Source organism: Paenibacillus sp. MMO-177, assembly GCF_037147795.1.
Classification (GTDB): domain Bacteria; phylum Bacillota; class Bacilli; order Paenibacillales; family Paenibacillaceae; genus Pristimantibacillus.
This window is the reverse complement of the sequence record NZ_JBBCUR010000065.1, coordinates 1-202: the sequence shown is the minus strand read 5'-3', so window position 1 is coordinate 202 and position 202 is coordinate 1. Positions and strand designations below refer to the sequence as shown.

Below are 202 nucleotides of genomic sequence, written 5' to 3'. Positions count from 1 at the left end.
ACAAGATTCTCACTTGTCTTTTCGTTACTCATACCGGCATTCTCACTTGTGTACTGTCCACCAGTCCTTACGGTCTGACTTCAACCTATACACAACGCTCCCCTACCCAAGTACCATAAGGTACATGCCATAGCTTCGGTGGTGTGTTTAGCCCCGTTACATTTTCGGCGCAGAGTCACTCGACCAGTGAGCTATTACGCAC

1 rRNA gene is annotated in these 202 nt (G+C 48.5%); it reads right to left on the bottom strand.

From position 1 onward, the window contains the following. Nucleotides 1–202 (bottom strand): 23S ribosomal RNA (locus WFK81_RS31060); the annotation flags it as partial.